The organism is Methylobacterium sp. Leaf465 (assembly GCF_001424705.1).
Taxonomy (GTDB): Bacteria; Pseudomonadota; Alphaproteobacteria; order Rhizobiales; family Beijerinckiaceae; genus Methylobacterium.
This window is the reverse complement of the sequence record NZ_LMRA01000014.1, coordinates 16,883-43,312: the sequence shown is the minus strand read 5'-3', so window position 1 is coordinate 43,312 and position 26,430 is coordinate 16,883. Positions and strand designations below refer to the sequence as shown.

Sequence of the window (26,430 nt, the reverse complement as noted above, 5' to 3'; positions counted from 1 at the left end):
GAGTCCCGCTTCGAGCCGGTGAGATCGCCCACCGTGCCCTGAACCTTGCCGCCGAGCTCCTTGGCGGCGCCCGTGATGCGATCCGTGTCGACCATGATGATTGTCCTTGCTGTGTTCGTGGCTGGGGTTCGTCGCGCGGCGCGCGGCCGAAGCTAGGGTTTGGGGTTGGTCTTGTCCGACTTCGGGCGGGTCTTCGGGGGACCGTCGGACAGGGGGGATTCCTGCTGGGACCGACCCTCGGCCTCGACCTGCCGGTCGCCGATCAGCTTCCCGATGGCTTCCTTGACCGAGCCCTTGACCGCGTCGGTCGAAGCGGGGGCAGAACCGGGTGCGGAGGGCTTGGTGGGACGCATGGGATCCTCAGGGATGGGATGGACGGGGCCGCGGCGGGCCAACGGGCGGGAGGGACATCGCCGCGCAGGTCGCGGCCGTTCGCTGGACCCACAGATGGTCCCGGACGAACCCCCATCAATGATGCAGGCGTACCGGTAGGCCGGGTTTATCTACCTGGATGTCGGCGTTTCAACCGGGTTGCGGCGAGCGCGACGGAGGCCGCGTTCCCCGACGAAGATCCCTGGGCCGCCACGTGTCCCCGGGCTCCAGGCCCCTTCCGGGTCGGCCCTCGTCCGTACGTGGTCCTGCGTGTCGACGCCGAGTGTCACTGGATCTCCCATGGCGCACCGCGCCGCTTTCCAAGTCCCGGTCGTAACAAGTGCGTGGGAAGGCAGTTCCGCGTCCGATCCGCGATTGTCTGGTATATCTGGATCATTGACGTGAATGTGATTGCCCAATCACAAGCCTCCAGCAGCTTCGGCTTCTTCAGCGCCGAGCACATCATCGTCTGTTCCAGACCCGAGGGCGATCATCCGTGCAGACAGATGTCAGAGTGCCGAAATCCTCTTCGGACGGTCAGGGATTGCCACGACCGATTCAGGATTTGATCGGCCGGCGATTGAACGAGATTGTTCCGTTCCCCGGTGACGTCGCGGCGGATTCCCGTCTCGGTCAGGTTCTGGTTCGGCTGCGAAGTGCGCTGTGCGCGGCGCAGGCGGACGGACAGGTGCCCGATCCGTTCCGGACCGACCTGATCGCCGCCGTTCCGCGGCTTCGCCGGTATGCTTTCTCCCAGTGCCAGAACGCCGCCGAGGCCGACGACCTCGTTCAGACCACCCTCCTGCGGGCCTGGGAGAACCGGGCCCGGTTCGAGCCGGGGACAAGGCTGATCGCCTGGCTGTTCACGATCCTGCGGAACACCTTCCTCAATCAGCGCAAGCGGCTTCGCCGCGAGGTCGAGGACGTCGACGGTGCCTTCGCGGCGACCCTGCGACTGGAGCCCGAGCAGGAGCATCGTGTCGGACTGATCGAGCTTCAGGCCGCCCTGAACGGCCTGACGGCCGAACACCGCGAGACGCTGCTCCTCGTGATGGTCGACGGATTGCTCTACGACGAGGCCGCGGTCGTCCTGGGATGTCAGACCGGCACCGTGAAGAGCCGCGTCAGCCGCGCCCGCGAACGCCTGGCCAAGGCCATGGGGGCGGCATGAGCGACTCGGACTCCTCCGCATCGCCGTTCGAACCCGACCGCATCGGCGCGCGCGCCCAGGCGGCCATCGCCCGGCCCCTCGCCTTTCGACCCGGGGCGCCGGGTCCCGCCGTCTTCGCGAGGCGCGGCGGCTCATCGGCATCATGCCTCATCCGCGGCACGAGGACAGCAAGCAATAAAACTGCATCTGACCCGGTAAAATCCGAGCAAAATGATGCATCTGCACCATTGAGCACACCGATGGCGCGCATATCTCGACGGCATCGCCGATCGTCGACGTAACAACTGTCGCGTCCCAGATATTCGCAGCGTTGTGCCGGGCCTCATGAGTCCCCCGATCAGGTTCGGCATGGCCGCAGGGCCGGGCATCGCGCCACTCCGGGCGCAAGGCCCGGCCCCAAGGTCCCGTCCGGGTTCGAGACCGCTTCCAACGCTTCGTGAAGACCGTCTTGCGGCGATCATGGGACGACCGATCATGGCAGAAGCACCGGAAGGTCGCATGGCCGATGTCGACAGGCCTCAGCGCATCCCGGACGACACCCCGCCCGCGATGCCGCCTCGTCCCGGAGGGCCGCATCGTCGGCCGCGGCCTGACGCGCGCGGCCGTCCAGGCCCGGCTGCGCGGCTCGGAGGGAACCGGTGTCTGGATTTGTCCGAACCGGTGACGGGCTCTGTCCGCGGGACGTCCCGCAGGACCGGCTGACGAGACGGTCGGCCGGCGCTGATCTGTCTTCGATCGGGATCGGCCGGATGCGCGCCCGGTCTGATCTGAGCGGAGATACAATTCGTAACATATACCAGGCTATAAGTGCGCAACCGTCGTGACGGGGCGTGTGTTTATAGGCTACCGCAACAGAGGAGATGCGAATGCGACTGAAACTTGCTGGCGCAGCCGTTCTTGCACTGGGTACGATGGCCGCGACCGTCGGTGCCGCCGAGGCTCGTGACGGGTGTGGACCCGGGGGGCATCGCGGCTACTACGGATATTGCCGTCCGAACGTAATCTATCGCCCCATCCTGGCCCGCCCCATCGTCTACGGCTACCGCCGCGTCGGCTGGTATGGCCCGCGGTGGCACCGCTGGGGCGGCTACCGCCCCGTCGGATATCACCGGCCCTGGGGCTGGCACGGCGGCTACCGCCACGTGGGCTGGCATCACCGCTGGTAAGGCGCGGTCGGCGTGAACTGGGCGCCCGGTTCGAACCGGGCGCCCTTTTCGTTCCCAAGGCCGGCGTCATCGGCATGCCCCATGGGACACGTGCCGCCGCGCTCCGCGGGGATGCGTGGGCCGCGGCCGGGTCGGCCGGGTCGCCCATCGGAGCACCGTCGCCCTGGCCCGGACGGTGGCATCCGACGTCCGACCTGATGGAAAAGTCCAGGGTCCGCGCGCCCGCACTGCGGCCCAGACCTTGCAATGGTCTCCCCCATCGCTCGCCAAACGATGGAACGAGGCCCCGTGGCTCATCAGTCGATCTCGCGCAGAACCCTCCTGGGCGGCACCGCCGTTCTCGGCCTCTCGGCCCTGGCGTCGACGGGCGCCCGGGCGGCCGGGCCGATGACCGTCGGCGTCATCTATGTCGGCCCCAAGGACGATTACGGCTACAACCAGGCCCATGCGAAGGGCGCGGCGGCCCTGAAGGGGCTGCCCGGGGTCGAGGTGGTCGAGGAGGAGAACGTCCGCGAGACCAACGACGTCCAGAAGACCATGGAGAGCATGATCAACATGGACGGGGCGAGCCTGCTCCTGCCGACCTCCTTCGGGTACTTCGATCCCCACGTGCTGATCGAGGCCAGGAAGAACCCGACGGTGCAGTTCCGCCATTGCGGCGGCCTCTGGACCGAGGCGAACCCGAAGAACGCCGGCTCCTATTTCGGCTACATCGCGCAGGGCCAGTACCTGAACGGCATCGTGGCGGCGCACGCCACGAAGTCGAAGAAGCTCGGCTTCGTGGCGGCCAAGCCGATCCCCCAAGTCCTCAACAACATCAACGGCTTCCTGCTCGGCGCCCGCAGCGTCGACCCGTCGATCACCTGCCAGGTCATCTTCACCGGCGAGTGGTCGCTGGCGGTGAAGGAGGCGGAGGCCACCAACGCGCTGATCGATGGCGGCGCCGACGTCATCACCTGCCACGTCGACAGCCCGAAGGTGACGGTGGAGACCGCCGCCCGGCGCGGCGCCTACGTCTGCGGCTACCATGCCGACCAGTCGGCCCTCGCCAAGGACCGGTACCTCACCGGCGCCGAGTGGGACTGGGCCCCGATCTACAAGGGCTTCGTCGCCGACATGCAGGCGGGCAAGGCGCCCCCGAATTTCCTGCGCGGCGGTCTGGCGGACGGTTTCGTCCGGATGAGCCCCTACGGCCCTGCCGTCTCGGAGGCGGCGCGCAAGAACGCGGATGCGGTCAAGGCCGAGATGATGAAGGGCGGGTTCGCCATCATCCGGGGGCCGCTCAAGGACAACAAGGGCAACGCGATCGCCGAGGCCGGCAAGGGTTTTGCCGAGAACGCGCCCGAACTCGAGAGCACCGGCTACCTCGTCGAGGGCGTGAAGGGCTCGGCCTGAGGGACGTGTCCGTCACGCACGCCACCAGCGGGAGGAAGAGCCGTGGTTGCCGAGACTGCTCCGTCGGACATGGTCGTGGCAGGGTCGCGCCCCTCGGCCAGCCTGCCCCTGCGGGCTTGGGGCGCGCGCCGGGCGGAGGCGCTCGCCATCCCGCTCGGGGCGCTCGCCCTCGGCTTCGGCCTGTTCAGCCTGTTCCTCCTGAGCCTCGGCAAATCGCCGGCGGCCTTCCTCGACCTCGTCTACCGGGGCGGCTTCGGGTCCGCCTTCGCCCTGCAGAACAGCCTCCAGCGCGCCGCGCCCCTGCTGTTCGCGGCCCTCTGCGTGGCCCTGCCCGCCCGCCTCGGCCTCGTGGTCATCGGCGGCGAGGGCGCGATCGTGCTCGGCGGCCTCGCCGCGGCGGCGGTGGCCGCGCCCCTGTCGGGCGCAGCCTCCGGCCTCGGCATCGCCGCCATGGCGCTGGCCGCCTTCCTGACCGGGGCGCTCTGGCTCGGGGCGGTGGGCGCCCTGCGGGCCTGGCGCGGCGTCAACGAGACCATCGCCAGCCTGCTGATGTCCTACATCGCCATCGCGCTCGCCAACCACCTGATCGAGGGCCTGCTGCGCGATCCCGGCAGCCTCAACAAGCCGTCGACCCGGACCATCGACGAGGCCTTCCGGGTCGGCCCGATGCCGGGCCTGGAGGTGCATTGGGGCCTCGGCGTCGGGGTTGTGGCCTGCCTCCTCGCCTGGCTCCTGACCGAGCGCACCACCCTGGGCTTCGCCGCCCGCATCGCCGGCGGCAACGTGCGCGCGGCCCAGATCCAGGGCCTGCCGGTCGGGCGCCTGATCGCCGGATTCACTGCCCTCGGGGGGGCGCTGGCGGCCCTGGCCGGATTCTTCGAGGTCGCGGCCGTCCACGGCAACGCCAACGCGTCGCTGATCGCCGGCTACGGCTATACCGGTATCCTCGTCGCGTTCCTGGCCCGCCAGAACCCCCTGGCGATTCCGCCCGTCGCCTTCCTGCTCGGCGGGATCGAGGCGTCGAGCGGCCTGATCCAGCGCCGCCTGCACCTGCCGGACGCCACCATCCTGCTGCTGGAGGGCCTGCTCTTCCTCCTCGTCCTCGTGGGCGAGACGCTGTACGGGCGCTTCAAGCCGTTCAGTCCGCATCTCTGGGGCGAGAAGCGCGCCGCCGCGAGCCAGACCGTGCCATGAGCGACTTTGCATGAGCGACCTCGGCCTCTGGAACGTCCTCATCGCGGTGATCGGCGGGGCCATCCGGGTCTCGACGCCGTTCCTGTTCGTCAGCCTCGGCGAGACGATCACGGAGCGCTCGGGCCGGATCAATCTCGGCCTCGAGGGCACACTCGTGTTCGGGGCGATGTCGGCCTACGCCACGGCGGTGCTGACCGGCTCGGCCTGGGCCGGCGTCGCGGTGGCGGGCGCGGCGGGGGGGCTGTTCGGCCTCGTCCATGGCTGGATCTGCCGGCTGCCGCGGGTCAACGACGTGGCGCTCGGCATCGCCCTGATGCTGTTCGGCTCGGGCCTCGCGTTCTTCTTCGGCAAGGCCTTCATCCAGCCCTCGGCGCCGCAGCTGCCGGCGATCCCCTTCGGCAACTGGTCCGACCTGCCCCAGATCCGCGCCGCCCTCCAGGTCAACGTTCTGTTCCTGATCGGGGCGGTGCTCAGCCTCGTCCTGTGGTGGGGGTTCCGCAACACCCGCACCGGCCTCGTGGTCCGCATCGTCGGCGACAGCGCCGAGGCGGCCCGGGCCATGGGCTACGACGTCGACCGTGTCCGGCTGCTGGCGACCGGAGCCGGCGGGGTGCTCGCCGGCATCGGGGGCGCCTACCTGTCGCTCTATTATCCGGGCTCGTGGAACGAGGGCATCTCCTCCGGGCAGGGCCTGATGGCCGTCGCCCTCGTGGTCTTCGCCCGCTGGAACCCCCTGGCCTGCTTCGGCGCGGCGCTGCTGTTCGGCGGGGCCGGGGCCCTCGGCCCGGCGCTCCAGTCGGTGGGGGTCTCGCAGGGCTACTACCTGTTCTACGCCGCGCCCTACGTCCTCACCCTCGGCGTCCTCATCGCCACCTCGTCACCGAACCACGCCCTGGCGGGAGCGCCGGGCGAACTCGGCCAAGCGAAGTAAACCTCAGCAATCAGGTATCTCCGATGAACGGACTTGGCGGCCTCAACAAATCCCCGAACGGCGTCGTGCTCGGGCTGGTGCAGCTGCAACTGCCGACCGTCGCCACGCCGGCGGACCTCGCCGCGCAGACGCAGCGCATCGTCGACATGGTCGGCAAGGCCCGGCGCAACCTCGCCACCATGGACCTCGTGGTCTTCCCCGAATACGCCCTCCACGGCCTGTCGATGGACACCAACCCCGACATCCTGTGCCGGATGGACGGCCCGGAGGTCGCGGCCTTCGCGAAGGCCTGCCGCGACAACCGGATCTGGGGCTGCTTCTCCCTCATGGAGGTCAACCCGCACGGAAACCCGTTCAACACCGGCATCATCATCGACGATGCCGGCGCGGTGAAGCTCTCCTACCGCAAGATGCACCCCTGGGTGCCCGTCGAGCCCTGGGAGCCCGGCGACATCGGCATCCCGGTCATCGAGGGGCCGCGCGGGGCCAAGATCGCCCTCATCATCTGCCACGACGGGATGTTCCCCGAGATGGCCCGGGAATGCGCCTACAAGGGCGCCGAGATCATGATCCGCACGGCCGGCTACACGGCGCCGATCCGCGAGTCCTGGCGCTTCACCAACCAGTCGAACGCCTTCTGCAACCTGATGGTCACCGCCAACGTCTGCCTGTGCGGTTCGGATGGCTCGTTCGACTCCATGGGCGAGGGCATGATCGTCAACTTCGACGGTCAGATCATCGCCCACGGCACCACGGGGCGCGTCGACGAGATCATCACGGCGGAGGTCCGGCCCGACCTCGTGCGCGAGGCGCGCCTGCATTGGGGCGTCGAGAACAACATCTACCAGCTCGGACACCGCGGCTACACGGCCGTGAAGGGCGGCGCCGGGGACTGCCCCTACACCTACATGCAGGACCTCGCCGCCGGCCGCTACCGCCTGCCGTGGGAGGACGGGGTCAAGGTCGTCGACGGCACCTCCTGCGGGTTCGCCGCGCCCACCCGGTCCTACGGCGCCGGACAGACCCCGGACGCCCGGGAGGCGGCGGAATGAGCGCGGCGCCCCTCACCGTGCCGGCGACGCCCCTTACCGTGCCGGCGGCGCCCCTCGCCCCGACGGCGGTGGACGCGGCGCGCTACGCCGCCGCCGAGCCCTATCCCTGGCCCTTCGACGGGGCACTGAGGCCCGACAACACCGCCCTCGTCATCATCGACATGCAGATCGATTTCTGCGGTCCCGGCGGCTACGTCGACGCCATGGGCTACGATATCGGCCTGACCCGGGCGCCGATCGAGCCGATCGGCCGCCTGCTCGCGGCGGCCCGGCGCCTCGGCTACCCCGTCATCCACACCCGCGAGGGCCACCGCCCGGACCTGGCGGACCTGCCCGAGAACAAGCGCTGGCGCTCGCGCCGGATCGGAGCCGGCATCGGTGATCCCGGGCCCTGCGGGCGCGTGCTGGTGCGGGGCGAGCCGGGCTGGGAGATCATCCCCGAACTGGCGCCCATGCCCGGTGAGCCCGTCATCGACAAGCCCGGCAAGGGCTCGTTCTGCGCCACCGACCTGACGCTGATCCTCGGGCGGCGCGGCATCCGCAACCTGATCCTCACGGGGATCACCACGGATGTCTGCGTCCACACCACGATGCGCGAGGCCAACGACCGCGGCTTCGAATGCGTGATCGTCTCCGACGCCTGCGCGGCCACCGACCGGGGCAACCACGAGGCCGCCCTCAGGATGGTGACGATGCAGGGCGGCGTCTTCGGCGCCGTGGCGACCTCCGAGGCCCTCCTGGTGGCGATGGGATGATCCGCGATGGTGCCCTTCCCGCAATCGGTTCGTAACGTGGTGCCCCGGGACGAAGACGCGGCAGCGGTGGTGCCCGAGGCCCCGCCGCCCGGTGCCATCGCGGTCGAGACCATCGGCATGTCGAAGCGCTTCGGCACCTTCGCGGCCCTCGACGACGTCTCGATGAAGATCGAGGCGGGCGGCTTCCACGCGCTGCTGGGCGAGAACGGCGCGGGCAAGTCGACCCTGGTGAAGTGCATCATGGGCTTCTACGCGCCGAGCGCGGGCAGCGTCCTGGTGGATGGCCGCGAGGTCGCGATCACCAACCCGAAGGGTGCCCAGGCCCGCGGCCTCGGCATGGTCTACCAGCACTTCACCCTGGTGCCGTCCCTGACGGGCCTCGAGAATCTCGTCATCGCCCGGCCCCGGGTGCCGGCGGTGATCGACTGGCGCGCCGAGCGTGCGGCGCTGGCCGCCTTCATGGAACGGATGCCGTTCCGGCTGAACCTCGAACGCCCGGTGGCCGAGCTCGCGGCCGGGGAGAAGCAGAAGCTCGAGATCATCAAGCAGCTCTTCCTCAAGGCCCGGTTCCTGATCCTCGACGAGCCGACCTCGGTGCTGACGCCGGCGGAGGCCGAGGAGGTGCTGGGCCTCCTGCGCGCCATGGCGGACCGGCGCGAGCTGACGGTGCTGATGATCAGCCACAAGTTCCGCGAGGTCGAGGCGTTCGCCCGCAGCGTCAGCGTCCTGCGCCGCGGCACGCTCGCGGGCGGCGGACGGGTCGGCGAACTCAGCCGGGACGACATGGCGGCGATGATGATGGGCGCCCGCCCGGTGCGCGCCGCCCCCAACCGCGTCGGTCGGCCCGACCCGGACCGGGTCGTCCTGCGCATCGCGGATCTGCGCGCCACCGATGCCTCCGGCCTGCGTCACCTCGCCGTCGACGCCCTCGCGGTGCAGGCCCGCGAGATCGTCGGCGTCGCCGGGGTCTCGGGCAATGGCCAGAAGGAACTCGCCGACGTGCTCGGCGGCCAGATCCGGGCGGCCGCTGGCCGGGTGGAGGTCGGGGGCGAGGCCTATGACGGACGGCGCGCGCAGAGCCGGGCGCGGCGGGTCCGCGTCATCCCGGAGGAGCCGCTGCGCAATGCCTGCGCGCCGCGCATGTCGGTCGCGGAGAACCTGGCCTTCCGGGCCTTCGACCGGCGCGCGGAGCGTGGCGCCTCCGAGGGGGGCGCGGTCCCGGGGCGGCCGACCGTCTGGCTCGACACCGGCGCCATGCGCCGCCGCGCCCGGGACCTCATCGCGCGCTTCGGGGTGAAGACCGCCTCCGCCGAGGCGCCGATCGCCACCCTGTCCGGCGGGAACGTGCAGCGGGCCGTGCTGGCGCGCGAACTCACCGACCCGGTCGACCTCCTCGTCGTCGCCAATCCCTGCTTCGGGCTCGACTTCACCGCCGTCGCCGAGATCCGGGCCCGGATCCTGGCGGCCCGCAACGCCGGGGCGGCGGTCCTGCTGATCAGCGAGGATCTCGACGAGATCCTGGAACTCTCGGACCGCATCGTGGTGATGTCCGACGGCCGCATCGTGCACGCGGTGAGTCGCGCCGAGGCCGACGCCCGCAGCATCGGTCGCCACATGGCGGGGCATCACTGAGGCGCGACACGGCCGTATCGGCCCGACGCTGCCGGGCGTGTCCGGTCCGGCAGGCTAGGTCCGCACGGGGTCGAGGGTCACCGACCAGAGCGCGGTATCGGCGGCGTCCTTCAGGGTGACGGTCATCTGCTCCGTCGCGCCCTCGACCGCGACATGGCCGAAGAACTGGTAGCCCGCGGCGGGCGAGAGGTTGGTCTGGCCCGGCGGGGGGGCCTTGGCGAAGCGCAGCTGGGGCCCGAAGGTGTCGTCGAGGGCGTTGGGACCGAAGGTCCCGGCATGCAGCGGGCCTGCGACGAACTCCCAGAACGGCTCGAACTGCTGAAATCGCGCCCGGTTCGGATCGTAGTAATGCGCCGCCGCGTAGTGCACGTCCGCCGTCAGCCAGACCGTGTTGCGGATGCCCGCATCCCGCAGGAAGCGCAGGAGGTCGGCGATCTCGAGTTCCCGGCCCAGCGGCGGCCCGTCGCCCTGCGCGACGGCCTCCGACCCGAAGGGCGGCTGAGAATCGTAGGGGACGACGAGCCCGATCGGCATGTCGGCCGCGATCACCTTCCAGGTCGCGCGGGAGGCGAGGAGCGCGCGCTTGAGCCAGGCGACCTGCGCCGGGCCGAGGAAGTGAGCCTCCGGTCCGTAGGTGGTCTGCCGGTTCTCGCCGTTCGGCCCGCGATAGGAGCGCATGTCGAGCAGGAACACGTCGACCAGCGGCCCATGCGAGATCTTACGGTAGACGCGGCCGGGCTCCGAGGGCGCGAAGCGCATCGGCATGTATTCGTGGAAGGCGCGCGCGGCGCGGACCTGAAGCGCCAGCACGTTCGGGTCGCGATAGGCCTTCCGCAGGTGTTCGGCCCGGGTCAGGGGCTCGCCCGGCCACCAGTTGTTGGTGACCTCGTGATCGTCCCACTGTGCGAAGATCGGGATCTCGGCGTTCATCGCCAGCACGTTCGCGTCGGTGAGGTTGTAGCGGTAGCGTCCGCGAAACTCTTCCAGGGTCTCGGCCGGCTTCGCCACCGCCTCGGTCACGCGGTTGCGCCAGAGGGTGCCGTCGGGCAGGCGCACCTCCGGTACGATCGGTCCGTCGGCGTAGATCGTGTCGCCGGAATGCAGGAAGAAGTCCGGCCGGTTGCGCAGCATGGCCGCGTAGATCGTCATCCCGCCCCGGGCCTCGTCGATGCCCCAGCCCTGGCCGGCCGTGTCGCCGGACCAGCAGAACGAGACCGAGCGGCGCTCGGCGGGCGCCGTGCGGAAGCGCCCGACCTGCGGCGCCCCGAGGATCGTCGGCGCGGCGAGATCCTGCAGGCGGACCCGGTAGAACACGTCCTGGCCCGGCGGCAGGTCCGTCAGGGCGACCTTCACGGTGCCGTCGCTCGCCGGCAGGGCATCGGCGAAGATGCCGCCGCGAATGTCCGCAAAGCTTTCCGTCGTCGACCACGCGATCATCGCCCGGCAGGGGCGGTCGGCCCGGGCCCAGACCACGGCGGAGGTGCCGTCGACGTCACCGGATTGCAGACCGTGGGTGAGGACCGGGCGGTCCGCGGCCCGGCTGAGGCCGGGCCGGACGACGCCGGTGCCGAGACCGACGAGGCCGGCGGCGGCCCCGGTCAGGAACGGACGACGGGGCAGGCTGGAACGGGACGAGGCGGACATGGCGGCGGACTCCCTTCCGGAGGCTCCGCTATGGCGCATCTGTCTGACGCCCTGACGACGCTGCCCGCGCCGTCCCTAACCCGGTTCGCGTGGATCCGATGCCGGTCTAGCGGGCCGCCTTCGCGGCGCGGCGGCGCTCGGTGAGGATCCATTCCGTGTAGCCGTTCGGCTGCGCGCGGCCCTTGAAGACGAGGTCGCTGGCTGCCTGGAAGGCCGGGCCGTCGTAGTCCGGGGCCATGGGGCGGTAGAGCGGATCGCCGGCGTTCTGGCGATCGACCACCTTCGCCATCCGCTTGAGCGCCGTCATCACCTGCTCCTCGCTGACGACGCCGTGATGGAGCCAGTTCGCGATGTGCTGCGACGAGATCCGCAAGGTCGCCCGGTCCTCCATCAGCCCGACATCATGGATGTCCGGCACCTTCGAGCAGCCCACCCCCTGGTCGATCCAGCGGACGACGTAGCCGAGGATGCCCTGGACGTTGTTGTCGATCTCCTGGGCCACGTCGTCGGGGGCGAAGTTCGACCGGGCCAGCGGGATCTCGAGGATCTCGTCGAGGGCCGAGCGCGGCCGGCGGGCGAGTTCCACCTGCCGCGCCCGCACGTCGGTCTCGTGATAGTGCAGCGCGTGCAGGGTCGCGGCGGTGGGCGACGGCACCCAGGCCGTGCTCGCGCCCGCCTTGGGGTGGGCGCCCTTCTGCATCAGCATGTCGGCCATGGCGTCGGGGGCCGCCCACATGCCCTTGCCGATCTGCGCCCGGTCGAGCAGGCCGCAGACGAGGCCGACATCGACGTTGTTCTCCTCGTAGCCCTTGATCCAGGGCGTCGCCTTCATGTCGTTCTTGCGAATGACCGGGCCGGCCTCCATCGCGGTGTGGATCTCGTCCCCCGTGCGGTCGAGGAAGCCCGTGTTGATGAACACGACCCGCTCGGCCGCGGCCGCGATGCAGGCGGCGAGGTTGACCGTGGTGCGGCGCTCCTCGTCCATGATGCCCATCTTGAGGGTGTTCGCGTCGAGACCCAGCATGGCCTCCACGCGTCCGAACAGTTCGACCGCGAAGGCGACCTCCTCGGGCCCGTGCATCTTCGGCTTGACGATGTAGACCGAACCGCGCCGGCTGTTGCGCAGGCCGGAATCCCCCTTGAGATCGTGGATCGCGATCATCGCGGTGACCGCGGCGTCGAGCATGCCCTCGGGGATCTCGCGGCCCTCGGCGTCGAGCACCGCATCGGTGTCCATGTGGTGGCCGACATTGCGCACCAGCATCAGGGAGCGGCCCGGCACCACCACCTCGCCGCCGTTCGGCGCGATGTAGTGCCGGTCGGGGTTGAGGCGCCGCTCCAGGGTGCGGCCGTCCTTGTGGAGGGAGGCCGTCAAGGTCCCGTTCATCAGGCCGAGCCAGTTGCGGTAGACAACGACCTTGTCGTCGGCATCGACCGTGGCCACGGAATCCTCGAGGTCCATGATCGTCGAGACGGCCGATTCCAGCAGGATGTCGGCGACGCCGGACGCATCGAAGCGACCGATCCGATGCGTCCGGTCGAGGACGACCTCGACGTGCAGCCCGTGGTGCCGCAGGAGCAGGGAGGCGGGCATGCTGGCCCGGCCGCGATAGCCCACGAAGAGATCCGGTCGCGCGAGCGGGACGGTCTCTCCGGTGTTCATGTTGCCGACGAGCCCGCCCTGCTCGACCGCATAGGTGACCACGTCGGCATGGCGGCCGCCGGCCAGCGGCACGAAGCGGTCGAGGTAGCTGCGGGCGCGGGTCACGACCCGGGCGCCGCGGGCGCGGTTGTAGCCGCCGCTGCGGATCGCGCCGCCCTCCTCCGAGACCGCGTCGGTGCCGTAGAGGGCATCGTAGAGCGAGCCCCAGCGGGCATTGGCGGCGTTGAGGGCGTAGCGGGCGTTCGAGACCGGCACGACGAGCTGCGGCCCGGCGATGCGGGCGATCTCGTCGTCGACGTTCTCCGTCCGCACCGCCACCGGTCCCGGATCGGGCAGCAGATAGCCGATGTCCTTCAGGTACGCCTTGTAGGCCGCCGGATCGAACGGCTTGCCGGCCCGCTCCCGGTGCCAGGCGTCGAGCTGCCCCTGGAGCGTGTCGCGCTTGGCCAGCAGGGCCCGGTTCTTCGGCGTCAGGTCGCGCACGATCGCGCCGAGGCCGCCCCAGAACACCTCGGGCGAGATGCCGGTCCCGGGCAGGGCCTCCTCCGCGACGAAATCGTACAGCACGCGGGCGACGGCGAGGCCGCCGATATCCATTCGATCCATCTTCAATCCATTCACGGAAGGTTTGCGCTGGAATGCCACCGGCCGCGGTCGTCGCCAACCCACCGATGTCGAACGCCCGGTCTCGAGTTCTCGCGCAGGGCGTCCCGAAGCCCGACGACGTCCCTGCGACCGTCGTCTCGGCGAGGGCCGCCCGCGCCGGGGTGCGGAAAGCTCCGAGCCGGTGTCCGGAGGGCCACGCAATAGACGCGCCGACCGAGATCGACAAACCCGGAGGGTTGTCGGCCCCGGGGCCTCCCGCCCGGCCCCGGGGCGCAGAGGCGCGCTCGGGGGGGCGGCGGGCGATCGTCCGGATCGCCGCACGGGCGCGCACGATGCGGGCCCGGGTCAGCCAGGGGCGGGAGGGCGCCGCGTCGCGCTCCGCCCTCCGCCGATCATCGCCGGCCCCGGAAGGGTGAGAGGGGGGCGTGCCGGTTGACGTCCTTGTAGAGGAGGTATCGGAAGGGTCCGGGTCCTCCGGCGTAGCAGGCCTGGGGGCAGTAGGCGCGCAGCCAGAGGAAGTCTCCGGCCTGGACCTCGACCCAGTCCCGGTTGAGGCGGTAGACGGCCTTGCCCTCGAGGATGAAGAGGCCGTGCTCCATGACGTGGGTCTCCTCGAAGGGGATCGAGGCGCCGGGGCGCAGGGCGACGATGTTGACGTGCATGTCGTGGCGCAGATCGTCGGGGGCGACGAAGCGGGTGGTGGCCCAGGCCCCGTCGGTGCCGGGCATGGGCACGGGGGCGACGGCGGTCTCGTGAGTGACGAAGGCGGGGGGCACCTCGAGGCCGGGCACGGGGGTGTAGGCCTTGCGGATCCAGTGGAAGCGGGTCGGTCCGGCCCCGTCGTTGCGCAGGCTCCAGGTGGTGCCGGGGGGCAGGTAGGCGTAGGCGCCGGGGGTGAGGGCGTGGACCTGTCCGTCGCGGACGAGGCGGGCCTGTCCCTCGACGACGAACAGCACGGCCTGGGCCTCGGGGTCGGGTTCGGGCCGCTCGCTGCCGCCGCCGGGGGCGAGGGTGACGAGGTACTGGGCGAAGGTCTCGGAGAAGCCCGAGAGGGGGCGACATCACGCCCCGGGGGATGACGGCGTAGGCCTCGGTGAACACGGCCCTGCCGGTCATCAGCGCGGTCTGGGGCGGCAGGCCGCCGCAGGGCGGGTTGTMGGGCGAGGCGGTCATGAAGGCGTCTCCGATGATCCGGGTTGGACTGGCGGCAGCCCGGCTTGGCAGCCGTGCCACCGCATGGGGCAGGTGTCGGGGGGCGTCAGGCCGAACGTGGTTCCGCGATCGGCGTCTCGAGGATCGCGGCCGTGTCCGTCGTACCGTGGCCATCGAGGACACGCCGGGCCTGCGCCCGGTCGATGTCGCCTTCCCATGCGGCGATCACCACCGTCGCCACGCAGTTGCCGATCAGGTTGCCGAGAGCGCGGGCGATGCCGACGAACCAATCGATCGACAGCACGAGCACCAGTCCGATGACGGGAATCTCCGGGACCGCCGACAGGGTGGCGGCCAGCACGACGATGGCCGAGCCGGGCACCCCGTGCGCGCCCTTCGAGGTCAGGAGCGCGATGCCGAGGATCAGCATCAGGTGTCCGAAGGAGAGATCCGTGTTGGTGGCCTGGGCGATGAACACCGTGGCGAGGGTCAGGTAGAGCGAGAAGGCATCGAGGTTGAACGAATATCCGGTCGGGATCACGAGGCCGACGGTCGAATCCTTGATGCCGAGGCGCTCCAGCTTGCGCATGACCTGCGGCAGCACGCAGTCCGAGGAGGCGGTGCCGGCCACGACGGTCAGTTCCTCGCGCAGGTAGGCGAGCAGCTTGAGGATGCTGAAGCCGGCCAGGCGCAGGATGCCGCCGAGCACCACGAAGACGAAGAACGCCACGCCCGCGTAGAACAGCACCACCAGCAGGCCGAGCTGCTTCAGCGAGCCGACGCCGTACTTGCCCACCGTGAAGGCGACGGCGCCGAGCACGCCGAGCGGGGCGAGCCTGACGATGAAGCCGATGATCTTGAACAGAACCTCCGTGATGCGCTCCAGGCTGTCGGCCAGCGGCTTGCCGCGCTCGCCCAGAAGGGACAGGCCGGAGCCGAACAGGATCGCGATGATGAGAACCTGCAGGATATCGCCCTTGGCGAAGGCATCGACCAACGTGGTCGGAATGAGCTTCATCAGGAAGTCGACGGTTCCCGTGACCTGACCGACCCGGTCGGTGTAGCCGGCGATCGATTTCGCGTCCAAGGTCGCCACATCGACGTTCATGCCGTGGCCGGGGGCGAACGCGTAGGCGAGGACGAGGCCGAGCACCAGGGCGAGGGTCGTCACCGCCTCGAAGTAGATCAGGGACTTGAGCCCGACGCGACCGACCTTCCGCAGGTCGCCGGCGCCGACGATGCCGTGAACGACGACGCCGAAGACCAGCGGTGCGATCGCCATCTTGATCAGCTTGATGAAGCCGTCGCCGAGGGGCTTCAGCGTGACCGCAAAGTTCGGCCAGACCATGCCCAGGACGATGCCGAGCACCAGGGCGGCGACAACCTGCCCGAACAATGACGCGAAGAACCGCTTCATCATAACGCCTGTACCTCTTCGCGCCGTTCCGTGTCCCGACACCCCGGTTCGACGCGGTGTCGTCCGCCCTGCAGGATTCGTGCTGGCATTTTCCTGCATGGTCGTTCGGGTGTCCCCGTTGCGGCGGCACCATGTTGCCAGAAAATCTAGACGTCAAATATTTGATATGTCTTGATTGAGATCTTCTCGCTATGACTGAGCGTATGGAACTCCGGCACCTCCGCTACTTCGTGGCCGTCGCCCGCCATCTCAGCTTCACCGCCGCCGCCGAGAGCCTCGGTGTCGCTCAGCCGCCCCTGAGCCAGCAGATCCGCGATCTCGAAGCGGAGATCGGCACCGCGCTGTTCGAACGGACGACGCGTCGCGTGTCGTTGACGCGGGCGGGTACCGACTTCCTCGCGCAGGCGCGCGAGATCCTGGACAAGTCCGGCGAAGCCATCGGACGCGCGCGCGCCATCGGTGCCGGCGCGGCCGGCATCGTCAATGTCGGCCTGACGGGGTCGATGCTGGCCGGCCCCCTCGGGCGCGCCATCCGCGACTTCTCGGTCACCTATCCCGACGTCGATCTGCGGATCCACGAAATGTCGCCGGACCGCCAGATCTCGATGCTGAAGGCTGGACAGACCGACATCAGTTTCCTGCGCAGCCCACCCCAGGACCTCGACCTCGCCAGCGAACGCGCCTGGTGCGAGACCGTCACCCTCGTCCTGCCGAAAGGCCACCGCCTGGCCAGGACGGCGGCGATCGACCTCGCCGATCTGAGCCGCGAGCGGTTCGTGTTCCTGCGGCTCTCGGATTCGCTGTTCGCGAAATATCTTTGGGAGTGCTGCGTCGAAGCCGGGTTCACCCCGGACATCACGCATCAGGTCGTCGAAGCCGCCTCGCTGACGAGCCTCGTCGCGACGGGGCTCGGGATCGCCATCATTCCGGAATTCGTCGCCCGCCTGGCGCACGCGGACGTCGTCTACAAACCCATCAGGGGGAAACCGATCCACGCCGACGTCTATGCCCTGTGGCCGAGGGAGAAGGCCGGGCCTCTGATCGGCAACTTCCTGGACCGTGTTCGCTCCGCCAGACCATAGTTCGCGAAGGCCGCTGCTGGCAGTATCGGGCGTGGAGAGGAAAGGTGCGGAGGACCGGGGTTCGGTCATCGGGCCCCGGCACGACACGGTCATGGCCGTGCGCCGCGCCCTGGAGGATGACGGCGTCGAATTCACCGCCGCGGCAGGTAGGAAGCCGGGAGTACGCGAGGCCCGGTCCAAGATGACCGACCCGGCCTCGAACAACCTTCAGTTTCCCACCGAGCCTGGCCGCCCCGAACGACCGTAGAACGATCTCACCGGACGGGAATCTCACCCTGCAGCCAACCTTGCAGGATGGCGAACTGGACGATCTGCGCGCGGCTGGTGATGCCCAGCTTGCAGCATGCTCGCCCCTTCTGGGCTTCGATGGCCTTCGCCGTTGCCCCGACCTGGGATCCGATCTCCTTGCTGGTGTAGCCGTAGGCCACGGATTTCAGGATCTCCCGCTCCCGTTCCGTGAGCGAGGACTTGCCCTCGTGGGCGTGGGTCCAGGCGACCGGGCTTGGGTGGGCGGAGCCGTGCCCGGGAAGGAGCGGGTCGACGTAGGTCCCGCCGGCGCGCACGGCCTCGACGGCCTGCACGATGTTCAGGAAGGCCGAGCGCTTCAGGACGTAGGCGCAGGCCCCGGCCTCGAACGCTTGGTCGACATAGACCCGGCTCTCGTACACGCTCAGGATGATCGCCCGGGTCCTGCTCCGGCGGTCGACGAGCGTGCGGATCACCGCGACGCCGTTCATGTCGGGCATGGCAAGGTCCAGGATGGCGATGTCCGGGGATAGGTCCGCGATGGCCTGCACCGCCGCCGTGCCGCCGTCCACCGACGCGACGATCTCGACGAGGCCCGTGTTGCTGAGGAGGTCGGCGACCCCGTGGCGGAAGACGGGGTGGTCGTCCGCAAGCACGATGCGGATCGGGGCGCGATCAGGCATCATGGTCGACGTCACTCCCCAGGCGTATCCGCGCGACCACGGACGTACCCTGTCCGGGCGAGGACTCGACTTGCAGGCTGCCTCCGATGAGGGCCATGCGTTCGCGCATCCCGATCAATCCGAGCTTGCCCTGGGTGACCAGCAAGTGGGACGAGGCATCGTCGGCCTCGAAGCCCGTGCCGTCGTCGTCGACCGTGAGGGTGAGGCGTCCCGGGCTGAACAGAAGGACGACCGAGACGTAGCTCGGCAGCCCCGCGTGCTTGGCCACGTTGGTGAGCGCCTCCTGCGTGATGCGATAGAGCGTGATGGCATGCTCGGCGGGCAGGTGGAATTCCTTGCCGCTGACCTGCAACTCGGTCGCGATGCGCGTGGTGCGGCTCCACTCCTCCACGAGGTAGCGAAGCGCCGTCACGAAACCGAACTCGTCGAGCGCCGCGGGTCGTAATTCCAGGGTGACGCGACGCAGAGCCTCTCCCACCTGCTGGGCTTGATCGAGGAGGCGGTCGAGTTCGGAGCGCGCATCGTCGCTGGAGAGGTAAGGCAGCAGACGTCGCAATCCGAAATTCAGGGCGACCAGATGCTGGCCCGCATGATCATGAAGGTCGCGCGCGAGCCGACGTCGCTCGTCCTGCCCGGCGCGGTACAGCCGCGTCAGCACCTCGTCGCGTTCCCGTTCGGCCCCCACGCGTGCGGCTGCGTCCGCCTCGAGCCGAGCAAGCAGGTCTTCTCGCTCCTGAAGCAACGCCTGCATTTCCCGAGTGCGCCGCCGGCGTTCCAGCATGACGCGTCGGGCATCGTAAAGCTTCGAGGCGAGGATCCCGAACCGACGGCCGAGCCCCAGCCCGTCGAGATGCAGCACGACGAGCGAGCCGCCCTCGAAACCGCCCAATCGCGCGCGCGTGCCATGGCAGGAATGGCGCTCGAGACTTCCGTCCTCGCATTGGAGGAAGAGCGTTCCGGGCAATGTGGCGGAGGAGGAGGCGCAGCGCTCGAGATAGCGACGGAACTCCACCTCGGTGGCTTTCTGAACGGGTAGGACGTCGCCGATCCGTAGACCGTCCAACGCCTCGCGCGCCGAGGCGTTGGCGGCTTGGAGCTCCCCGCCTCGCCAAACGATGAGCATTGGAGCGGGGACGAACTCGAACAAGGCCTCGAAGTCGGACCTAGACGTCACCCGTCCCGAAGTAGTCCTGTCCTCCCTCGTCGGGGGCATCAGGGTCGAGGTCAATGACGATCCGGCAGCCCGTGCCGCCGCGGGCGATGGTATCTGCAAGCGTGATTCGCCCATATCCTTGGCTCTCCGCAACCATGTGACCAAAGACGTTCGAGGTCACCATGCACATCGAGGGGGACCTCTTCACCAGGTCGCCGAACGGGCAGCGTCGGTTGCCGAGCACGATGCGCCGGGGCGTCGTCTCGATGACGTAGAAATCCCCGCCCAGGCGTCGCTTGAGGTCGATCATGGCGTCCACGGTGGCGACGAGGTCCAGCCGACGGGGGCCCGCCACCCGAAGGTATCGCGCCTTGATCTCTTCCGAGACGGCCATGCCGACCAGGGCGATGAAGCCACTGGCCTCCGACCTGCCGACGGTATCCTCCAGGGCGCCGGCGAAGGCACCGAAAACCAAGCCGAGGAAATCCTCTCGGTCGATGCCAATCGGTGCGTTCTCGAAATCCGGGATGCCAACGGCTTCTCGGCACATCGGCGGCCTCCCCCCTCCAGACTTATTGCCACCTTCGTAGCACATCGATGCAGCGAAACCACTAAGTCTTAGTCGGTAGGAATACCGAGGGATGACATATTTTCCGTCATATTCTGACTCGATTGAAGATCGAGGCGGAATATGCAGTTATCTGCATCATATGTGTTGTCATCTCTCCCGGAAGCTGCGTGTGAACTGATCCTGGATCGGCTTCACGAGGTAGGAGAGGGCCGTGCGCTCCTCGGTCGCGACGTGGACCTCCACGGGCATGCCGGGCACCAAGCGGGCTCTCTCGCCCAGACGGTTCAACTCCCCCTCATTCAGCTCGACGTACCCGACGTAGAAGGCATCGTCCTTGCCGCCTTTGGTCGTCGACGGCGAGACATAGGTCAGCTTTCCCTTGAGTTCGGGGGTCGTCCTCTGGTTGAAGGCGGTGAACCGCAGCTTGGCCGGACGGCCGACACCGATCTGGTCGATGCTCGCCGGAGAAATGCGAACCTCGATCCGGAGCATGGCGTCCGCGGGCACGACGGTCGCGAGCACGTCCGCCGGCGTAACCACGCCGCCGACGGTGAAGGCCTTCAGCTCGTGCAGGACGCCCGTGGCCGGTGCGCGGATCTCGGTCCGCGTCAGCCGATCCTCCAAGGCGATGCGCCGATTGCCCAATTCCGCGAGCTTGGCATCGACGACGCTGAGTTCCTTCTGGGCCTCGGTGCGCGCGGTATCCGTGATGGCCAGAAGCTGGACCCGGATCTCGCTCGTGCGCACCTTGGCCCGGGCGATGGAGGCTTCCAGCGACCCCTGTTCACCGGTCAGGCGGTGCCGGTCGCGGCTGATGGGCAGGAACTTCGAACTCTCGAACAGGTGCTTGTCGACGAGGCCCTGCAGCTTGCCGTGCTCGCTCGTGAGGATCGCGAGCTCGTCCCGCTTGGCATCCTTCTGCTTGACCAGGCCTGCGACCTCCTCGGCCACCTGACCGATCTGCAACTCCAACTGCTGGCGCTGGCTGTCGCGGCTGGCGAGGTTGCCACGGAACAGGCGGCTCTCGCCATCAAGGATGGCCAGCGCCTCCGCGGCGCCGTCCGATATGCTCGCGGGGAAGGCGATGTCGCGAAGCCCGTCCCGTTCGGCCAGCAGGCGCGCCTTCTTGGCCGACAACTCCACCAGTTGCCCCCGGACGATCGCCAGTTCGGCCCGTGTCTGGGCGTCGTCGATGCGGATGAGGATCTGACCGGCCGTCACGGCCTGCCCGTCTCGGACAAGGATGGCGCCGACGACCCCCCCGTCCCTGTGCTGGACCGCCTTGGCGTTCTGATCGACGGTGACCGCGCCCGGTGCCATGATGGCGCCGTTGAGGTCGGTCGTCGCGGCCCATCCTCCCACCCCGATCAGGAGGCTCACGCCCAGCGCGAACCCGAGGGCGATACGGGGGATGACGGAGAAGGAGGGGTCCGTCCCATGGTCGATCCCGTCGAGAGGCCTGGGGCGATGGACACCGATGGTTCGCGTACTCATGGTCCGGTCCCTTCGATGGATGGATCAATGGATGGGTGTGTTGGCCGGTGACGCGGCCGTCGGCTTCTCGACGAAGAGCAGGGTGTGGTGGCCGTCGAGGACGAGGGTCGTCTCGAAGGAGTCGTTCCCGTCGAGGTCGGCCGAGATGACGGTCACGTCGCCCTCGTCGAAGAGCGCGGCCCGGTAGCGGATGCCCGACACGGTGCCGTCGTTGCGGTCCATCGCCTCGGACAGCGAGTGGCCGACGACGCCCGACCCGTTCTCGAAGAAGGACCATCTCAGAAGGTCGACGTAATCCCCGACTGAGAAGTCGGTGATCTCGACGGAACGGGTTGCCTCCGAGATCCCGGAGCGCGGGTGGAACCCGTAGCCGTCGTTGCCGCCGCCGCCCGTGAGCACGACATCGTCGTCGCCGATGATGAAGCGGTCGTCACCCGATCCGGCTACGATGCGTTCAATGGAATCGACCCTGTCCTCTCCGAGCTCGGTGCCCGAAACGACATGATTGACGAGATCGACGAGCAGGTCTCCGGTCGCGCTGCTCAGGTCCAGCGTATCCGAGCCGTCATCGCCATCGACATGGTCGTCGTCGCCATCCAACGCGAGGATGATCCGATCGTCGCCGGCGCCCGCGCGTAGGGTATCACACCCGGCTCCGTCGCGGAGCGTATCGCGACCCGAGCCGCCATCGAGGAGATCGTCGCCCCCGCGTCCCGCAATAAGGTCATCCCCATCTCCGCCAATCAGGCGGTTGCTCCCGTCACTGCCGGATAGGGTATCGTCGCCGGATCCACCGATCAGCGCCTCCAGCCCATCGAGGAGGTCCCGTCCCGTCTCGGCCCCGGTCGCGATGCCTATGAGTAGGTCGGCGGAGATGCCCGCCCGCGTCCCGGAGAGGTCGAGCGTATCCAGACCAACACCGCCGTCGAACCGGTCGGCCTCCCCGTCCGACGATGCGATGAGGATGTCATCGCCGGTGCCGCCCAGCGCGATGTCGCGGCCGTCCCCGTCGAGAATCGTGTCGTCGCCGTCGCCCCCGTCGAGCCCGTCGTTTCCGGCCCCGCCCGAAACGTGGTCGCGGCCCGCGCCACCGGAGAGGGTGTTGGCGGCTGCGCTCCCCGACAGCGTGTCGGCACCAGATCCGCCCCGGACGTCCTCGATCGAGACGAGGAGGTCATGGCCAGTCTCGGCGGCCACCGAGGTACCAGCGGTGAGATCAACCGTAACACCGGATGCGGTCGTGGAAACGTCGAACGTGTCTGTCCCGTCGCCTCCATCGAAGCGGTCGGAATCTCCGTCACGCGCAGCCATGACGATATCGTCGCCTGAGCCTCCGAGAACCGTATCCGATCCCGTCCCGTCCGCGAGGGTATCGTTGTCCGCTCCGCCGTCGACGAGATCGTTGCCGGCCCCGCCCGACACCGTGTCCCGTCCGGCTCCTCCGCGGAGGACCTCGCCCACCGAGCTCCCGGTCAGGACATCGTCGCCCGATCCTGCCCGGACAACCTCGACGGACGCGACCGTGTCGCGTCCCGACCCCTGACCAATAGCCGTGCCGGCGACCAGGTCGACCACGACATCGGTATCAAGGCTCGACAGATCGAGCGTATCCGTCCCTTCGCCGCCGTCGAAACGGTCGGCCTCGCCGTCCAGGGACGCCACGAGGACGTCGTCCCCGTCTTGCCCCAAGGCTACGTCCCGCCCCTGCCCGTCGGAGAGGACGTCGTTGCCATCGCCCCCTTCCAGACGGTCGTCCCCGAGGCCGCCGGAAACGACGTCGCGCCCGGCGCCGCCGAACGCGACGTCGGCCCCCTCCGACCCGTCGAGGCGATCATCGCCCACCTCGCCGAGGAGCAAGTCGCTCCCCATCCCTCCGACGAGGATATCGCTGCCATCTCCGCCGTCGAGCAGGTCGTCCCCGGCGTCGCCCAACAGGATGTCGTCGCCCTCCTCGCCGAAGAGGCGGTCGTTGCCGTTTCCCCCCGAGACCCGATCCGCCCCCGTCCCCGCGAGCACGACGTCGTTCCCGTCGCCGCCCAGGATCACGTCGTCCCCGGCGCCGCCGACGATGTGGTCGTCCCCGGCGCCGCCATCGATGATGTCGGCCGAGGCACGGGCGTCGATGTTGTCGTTGCCACCCCGGCCGTCGATCTCGTCCGCGCACAGCGTTCCGAGCAAGAGGTCGTCGCCGTCCGTGCCGCTCATCGGCTCGTGTTCGACGACGTTGAAGACCGCCGTCTGGGTGACGGCGAGTTCGCCATCCGTGACCTCGTACGTGATGGTGACCGGACCGAGGCCATCGGCGTCGTACACCCAGCCGTCGCCGTCGCGGGCCAGCGACCCGGAGGAGACCGTGACGTTGCGGACCGAGAGGCTGTCGCCATCGGGATCCTCGACGTTTCGGAGCAGGTCGGACAGGGCGATGGGAAGCAGCGCGCAGGCGGCCATGTCGGCGAGGTAGACCGCGCCGTTGGTGGTCGGCGCACGGTTGCGCCGGCCTGCAGAGCCGTCCCCGTCATCGTTCGAGGCCGGACGAGGCGTGACGGCGCCGGCGCCGTTCCCCGCGTCGTCGCCGGACCCGGGAGGATTGTCGGCGCCGTTTCCCCTGTCCCCGCCGTTGGTCTGCTTGCCGGGGCCGGCGGTATCCTGTCCCGCGGGACGGTCCGCGTCCGACGGCGTGCCCCTGCCGCCGCCGGGAAGGTCATCGGTGTCGCCCAACCCGCCGGGCGGTCGGGTCGCGGGATTATCGAGGTTTTCGGATCCCGCTCCCTCGTCACCATTGTCCTTGTCCCGGCCCCCCCCGCCACCGCCGCCGCCGCGGACGCCGGGGGCCCGGTCGGCATTGTCGTTGATGGGGCGTGGGATGACGGGTGACGCCTTGAAGTCGTTGAGGTTCGGCTGGGGGTCGTGCCGGGCGAAATGGAGCGTATGCGCTTGGAGGTGGGTGGCATCGTACTCCGGTGAGGGCATCTCCGTTTGGGGCACGACCCCGGATGACCCCAGCAGGTGATGCTCGTCGGGTGTCTCGCCCGGATCCACGTCCGACGAGGCCATGACGACGAGCTTGGGTGCGGCCTTCGTCTCGTGTCCGGCGGCGCTGGGCTCGACCTCGGCATGAACCGAGGTGTGGAACAGGGACTTCAGGTATCCGGCCACGGCAGCGACCGCGAGGGCCAGGTAGTAGGGCGTGGTCGACGACTTGCCGGCTTCCTTCAGCGCGTACTTCTGCGCTCCGGTCTGGGAGGCTTCGCCGGTCTTCGTGCCCTTCGTCTCGATGATCATGCCGGCACCCGCTCCATGACGGAGCGCTCCCTTGCGATCTTGGCCGGATCGGCACCGGCCGATGCGTCGCGCACGGCCTTGCCGAGAATGGCTTCCTTGGGCCCGAAGGCGGTCAGCTTGCCGTCCTGGACGACCGCGATGGTGTCGACGGCCGCCAGCACGCTCGGTCGGTGCGCGATCACCACCGCGATGCCGCCGCGGGCGCGCACGCCCTGGATGGCGGCGGCCAGGGCCGCCTCGCCCTCGCCGTCGAGGTTGGAGTTCGGCTCGTCGAGCACGAGCAGGAAGGGGTTGCCGTACAACGCCCGCGCGAGGGCGATGCGCTGGCGCTGGCCGCCGGACAGGGCGGTCCCGAACGGGCCGAGTTCGGTGCGGTAGCCGTCGGGCAACCGCAGGATCATCTCGTGGACACCCGCGGCGCGGGCGGCGGCGACGACCAGGGCCGGATCGGCATCCTGCGCCAGGCGGGAGATGTTCTCCTCGACCGTCGCGTCCATCAGGCAGACCTCCTGGGGCAGGTAGCCGATGATGCGGCCGAGGCTGTCCTCGTCCCATTGCGACAGGTCGGCCCCGTCGAGGCGGATGCCGCCGCGCAGGAGGGGCCAGATGCCCGTCAGGGCCCGGCTCAGGGTGGTCTTACCGCCGCCGCTGGGGCCGATGACGCCCAGCGCCTGGCCCGCCTGGAGCTCGAACGCGACGTCCGACAGCAGCACCCGCCCCGAGCCGGGCGCCGCCACTGTGATCGACCCCACGCGGAGGGACGAGTGCGGCATCGGCAACGGCATCGGCCGGTCGAGGCCGGACAGGGCCACGAGGGTCTCCGTCAGCCGCCCGAAGGCCTTGCGGGCCACGGCGATGCCCTTCCAGTTGCCCACGGTCTGGTCGATGGGGGCCAGGGCGCGGGCCGAGGTGATGGATGCCGCGATGATGGACCCTGCGGAGAGCTCGCCGCCGATGACGAGGTAGGCCCCGAGCCCCAGCACGGCCGATTGCAGGATCATGCGCAGGACGCGAGAGATGGCGGCGAAGGTTCCGGTGATGTCCGTCGTCCGGGTCTGGAGCTCCAGGTGCTCGTTGTTGGCGAGGCGGTATCGGTCGACGGCCCGCTCCGCGAACCCCATCGCCTTCAGGACGTCGGCGTTGCGGGCGTTCGAGTCGGCGATGGCATTGCGGGCCACCACGGCCTGCTGGGTCGCCCCCGTCCACCGCCGGGTCAGCACTTCGGTGAGGATGGTGAGGAGGGTGAGGAGGGCGGCGCCGGCGACGGTGAGTGCCCCGAGCCAGGGGTGGAGCATGTAGACGAAGACGAGGAAGACCGGCGTCCAGGGCAGGTCGAAGAGCGCCACGAGCCCCGGGCTTCCCAGGAAGCCGCGGACCGTGTCGACGTCCCGGCTGCGTTCCATCGCCTCCGCGGTGGAGAAACCGAAGCGCGGCATGTCGATGGAGACACGCTGCGCCAGGGGCGCGATCCGGCGGTCGAGCTGCGCCCCGATCCGCACGAGGATCTGCTGGCGCAGGACGTCGAACAGGCCCTGGAAGACGTAGAGGCCGATGGCAAGCGTCGAGAGCCCGACGAGGGTCGGCAGGCTGCCGCTCGGCAGCGCCCGGTCGTAGACCTGGAGCATGTAGAACGACCCGGTCAGGGCGAGGATGTTGATGATGCCCGACATCGCGACGAGGAACACGAACGGCATCCCGAAATGCCGGGTCAGCGCCTCTGTGCTTCGCTTCTGGGCGAGTTGCTTCTGATCCCTGGAACGCATGTCTCA

Annotated in this window: 19 protein-coding genes and 2 pseudogenes; 9 read left to right on the top strand and 12 right to left on the bottom strand. The window is 69.3% G+C overall.

The window, feature by feature from the left end:
* Both ASG51_RS25040 and ASG51_RS11545 read right to left on the bottom strand, forming a co-directional pair.
* A pseudogene (locus ASG51_RS25040) lies at window positions 1–95 on the bottom strand (CsbD family protein); the annotation flags it as partial.
* A gap of 57 nt (window positions 96–152) precedes the next feature.
* Entirely contained in the window at window positions 153–353 is a 201-nt protein-coding gene (locus tag ASG51_RS11545) for a CsbD family protein (protein WP_056216500.1), read from the bottom strand.
* A 707-nt stretch (window positions 354–1,060) separates the two neighbouring features.
* Between ASG51_RS11545 and ASG51_RS11540 the strand changes: the two genes are divergently transcribed.
* The 8 genes from ASG51_RS11540 (at window position 1,061) to ASG51_RS11510 (ending at window position 9,668) form a co-directional block, all read left to right on the top strand.
* Window positions 1,061–1,543: a sigma-70 family RNA polymerase sigma factor gene (locus ASG51_RS11540; protein ID WP_244476337.1), complete on the top strand. Its 483-nt coding sequence runs from the start codon at window positions 1,061–1,063 to the stop codon at window positions 1,541–1,543.
* An 866-nt stretch (window positions 1,544–2,409) separates the two neighbouring features.
* The gene (locus ASG51_RS23395) at window positions 2,410–2,709 is read left to right on the top strand and encodes a hypothetical protein (RefSeq protein WP_056216496.1); all 300 of its coding nucleotides are present in this window, start codon (window positions 2,410–2,412) and stop codon (window positions 2,707–2,709) included.
* Between the two features lie 288 nt (window positions 2,710–2,997).
* Complete coding sequence (locus ASG51_RS11535) at window positions 2,998–4,104, top strand: BMP family ABC transporter substrate-binding protein (protein WP_244472525.1); 1,107 nt, start codon at window positions 2,998–3,000, stop codon at window positions 4,102–4,104.
* A 69-nt stretch (window positions 4,105–4,173) separates the two neighbouring features.
* Window positions 4,174–5,298: an ABC transporter permease gene (locus ASG51_RS11530; RefSeq protein ID WP_056380950.1), complete on the top strand. Its 1,125-nt coding sequence runs from the start codon at window positions 4,174–4,176 to the stop codon at window positions 5,296–5,298.
* 10 nt (window positions 5,299–5,308) lie between these two features.
* Window positions 5,309–6,229 carry an ABC transporter permease gene (locus ASG51_RS11525; protein WP_056216489.1) on the top strand — a complete coding sequence of 307 codons (921 nt, stop codon included), beginning with the start codon at window positions 5,309–5,311 and terminating at the stop codon, window positions 6,227–6,229.
* A 23-nt stretch (window positions 6,230–6,252) separates the two neighbouring features.
* Window positions 6,253–7,281: a formamidase gene (locus ASG51_RS11520; protein WP_056380948.1), complete on the top strand. Its 1,029-nt coding sequence runs from the start codon at window positions 6,253–6,255 to the stop codon at window positions 7,279–7,281.
* Window positions 7,278–8,036 (top strand): isochorismatase family cysteine hydrolase, encoded by a 759-nt coding sequence (locus ASG51_RS11515; RefSeq protein ID WP_082513979.1) that lies wholly within the window; start codon window positions 7,278–7,280, stop codon window positions 8,034–8,036. The genes ASG51_RS11520 and ASG51_RS11515 overlap by 4 nt, the downstream gene beginning before the upstream one ends.
* A gap of 117 nt (window positions 8,037–8,153) precedes the next feature.
* Window positions 8,154–9,668 carry an ABC transporter ATP-binding protein gene (locus ASG51_RS11510; protein ID WP_244472547.1) on the top strand — a complete coding sequence of 505 codons (1,515 nt, stop codon included), beginning with the start codon at window positions 8,154–8,156 and terminating at the stop codon, window positions 9,666–9,668.
* A 54-nt stretch (window positions 9,669–9,722) separates the two neighbouring features.
* On the opposite strand, the gene ASG51_RS11505 is transcribed toward ASG51_RS11510, so the two are convergent.
* The 4 genes and pseudogenes from ASG51_RS11505 to ASG51_RS11490 form a co-directional block, all read right to left on the bottom strand.
* Complete coding sequence (locus tag ASG51_RS11505; protein WP_056380946.1) at window positions 9,723–11,312, bottom strand: alkaline phosphatase D family protein; 1,590 nt, start codon at window positions 11,310–11,312, stop codon at window positions 9,723–9,725.
* Between the two features lie 106 nt (window positions 11,313–11,418).
* On the bottom strand, window positions 11,419–13,581 hold the full coding sequence (locus ASG51_RS11500) for a malate synthase G (RefSeq protein WP_056348718.1): 2,163 nt from the start codon (window positions 13,579–13,581) through the stop codon (window positions 11,419–11,421).
* Between the two features lie 392 nt (window positions 13,582–13,973).
* Window positions 13,974–14,754 (bottom strand): annotated as a pseudogene (locus ASG51_RS11495) (bifunctional allantoicase/(S)-ureidoglycine aminohydrolase).
* Window positions 14,755–14,839: 85 nt separating this feature from the next.
* Window positions 14,840–16,150, bottom strand: a complete 1,311-nt coding sequence (locus ASG51_RS11490; RefSeq protein WP_056216510.1) for a dicarboxylate/amino acid:cation symporter — start codon at window positions 16,148–16,150, stop codon at window positions 14,840–14,842.
* 203 nt (window positions 16,151–16,353) lie between these two features.
* On the opposite strand from ASG51_RS11490, the gene ASG51_RS11485 reads away from it, so the two are divergent.
* Window positions 16,354–17,232: a LysR family transcriptional regulator gene (locus ASG51_RS11485; protein ID WP_056380944.1), complete on the top strand. Its 879-nt coding sequence runs from the start codon at window positions 16,354–16,356 to the stop codon at window positions 17,230–17,232.
* A gap of 254 nt (window positions 17,233–17,486) precedes the next feature.
* Here the strand turns inward: ASG51_RS11485 and ASG51_RS11480 are convergent, their stop codons facing one another.
* The 6 genes from ASG51_RS11480 to ASG51_RS11455 all read right to left on the bottom strand — a co-directional run bounded on the left by ASG51_RS11480 (window position 17,487) and on the right by ASG51_RS11455 (window position 26,424).
* Complete coding sequence (locus tag ASG51_RS11480) at window positions 17,487–18,164, bottom strand: response regulator transcription factor (protein ID WP_244472526.1); 678 nt, start codon at window positions 18,162–18,164, stop codon at window positions 17,487–17,489.
* Complete coding sequence (locus ASG51_RS11475) at window positions 18,154–19,308, bottom strand: sensor histidine kinase (protein ID WP_244480133.1); 1,155 nt, start codon at window positions 19,306–19,308, stop codon at window positions 18,154–18,156. The genes ASG51_RS11480 and ASG51_RS11475 overlap by 11 nt, the downstream gene beginning before the upstream one ends.
* Before the next feature lie 16 nt (window positions 19,309–19,324).
* Window positions 19,325–19,864 (bottom strand): methanogen output domain 1-containing protein, encoded by a 540-nt coding sequence (locus tag ASG51_RS11470; protein WP_244480132.1) that lies wholly within the window; start codon window positions 19,862–19,864, stop codon window positions 19,325–19,327.
* 168 nt (window positions 19,865–20,032) lie between these two features.
* Window positions 20,033–21,379, bottom strand: coding sequence for an HlyD family type I secretion periplasmic adaptor subunit (locus tag ASG51_RS11465; RefSeq protein WP_056271948.1), 1,347 nt, complete (start codon window positions 21,377–21,379; stop codon window positions 20,033–20,035).
* 24 nt (window positions 21,380–21,403) lie between these two features.
* Window positions 21,404–24,661 (bottom strand): cadherin-like domain-containing protein, encoded by a 3,258-nt coding sequence (locus tag ASG51_RS11460; protein ID WP_056348724.1) that lies wholly within the window; start codon window positions 24,659–24,661, stop codon window positions 21,404–21,406.
* Window positions 24,658–26,424, bottom strand: coding sequence for a type I secretion system permease/ATPase (locus tag ASG51_RS11455; RefSeq protein ID WP_056348727.1), 1,767 nt, complete (start codon window positions 26,422–26,424; stop codon window positions 24,658–24,660). Before ASG51_RS11455 ends, ASG51_RS11460 begins: the two co-directional genes overlap by 4 nt.
* Between the last annotated feature and the right edge of the window lie 6 nt (window positions 26,425–26,430).